This is a genomic window from Arthrobacter sp. ZGTC212, from assembly GCF_002929255.1.
GTDB classification, from domain to species: domain Bacteria; phylum Actinomycetota; class Actinomycetes; order Actinomycetales; family Micrococcaceae; genus Arthrobacter_B; species Arthrobacter_B sunyaminii.
This window is the reverse complement of sequence record NZ_PJIJ01000020.1, coordinates 1-781: the sequence shown is the minus strand read 5'-3', so window position 1 is coordinate 781 and position 781 is coordinate 1. Positions and strand designations below refer to the sequence as shown.

Here is a 781-nt window from a genome sequence, read left to right as displayed (position 1 = left end):
CGTCATCCACGACTTCGAGCAGGCGGTGCTCGCCGGCGCGCGCGGTACGACCCGACTTCCACCTATCCGTTGGCGCGGCGACGGCGCTGGTGTCAGCGCTGGCACTGGCCGCCGGTGCCGAGTCGTGGGCTGTACCGGCGGGGGAGTTGCAACCGGTGAGCAGGACGGCAGCCATAAGCACCGTCGTGGCACCGAGGAGCGGGCGCAGGCCCTGCTTGCAAACGAAGTAGGACCGCATTTTCATGCGTCGAACATAACATCGCCCCTGAAGGCGAACAATGACTTTTGACCCAGTTTGGTTAGCTTCGGTAGGCCCCGCAGCCCGCATCCCAGTTCTCAGTGCCCTATTTTCATGCCGCCGCACAAGACATGCCGAAGCGGGGCCCCAGGGGTGAAGAGCATTCATGCGCTCTCACTCAGTGCCAGTAGGGACGCGATTGCTTTTGATGTGGGGTCATTGTGGGAGTTAAGACGCCAGGAAACCCTTGCGACAAAATCAGTAGGCGCAGCAGCAGTTCCACGTCGGGAAGCACGAATCATGGCTGCACTTACCTGCTTCCGATACAGACCCCACAGGAGTTCACTATGAAGCGGACAGGCAACTTCCATCCGTCGAGCCGCTAGTCGGTCAAAAGTAATTGGTCCAAAAGGGTCATGATGAGGCGATAACTTCACTCCTGCCTCCCCGCAGCCAGCAACCGTACACTGGTTCGAAGTATCTATTTCCAAACTTCCTCTCTTGCCGGTACTTCATGAATTGTCAGGGATGGTCAAAAGGTGA

The 781-nt window shown here is 58.4% G+C and carries 1 protein-coding gene; it reads right to left on the bottom strand.

From position 1 onward, the window contains the following. A partial coding sequence (locus CXQ89_RS17655) for a hypothetical protein (protein WP_219815641.1) occupies positions 1 to 244 on the bottom strand: 244 nt, incomplete at its 3' end. Between the last annotated feature and the right edge of the window lie 537 nt (positions 245 to 781).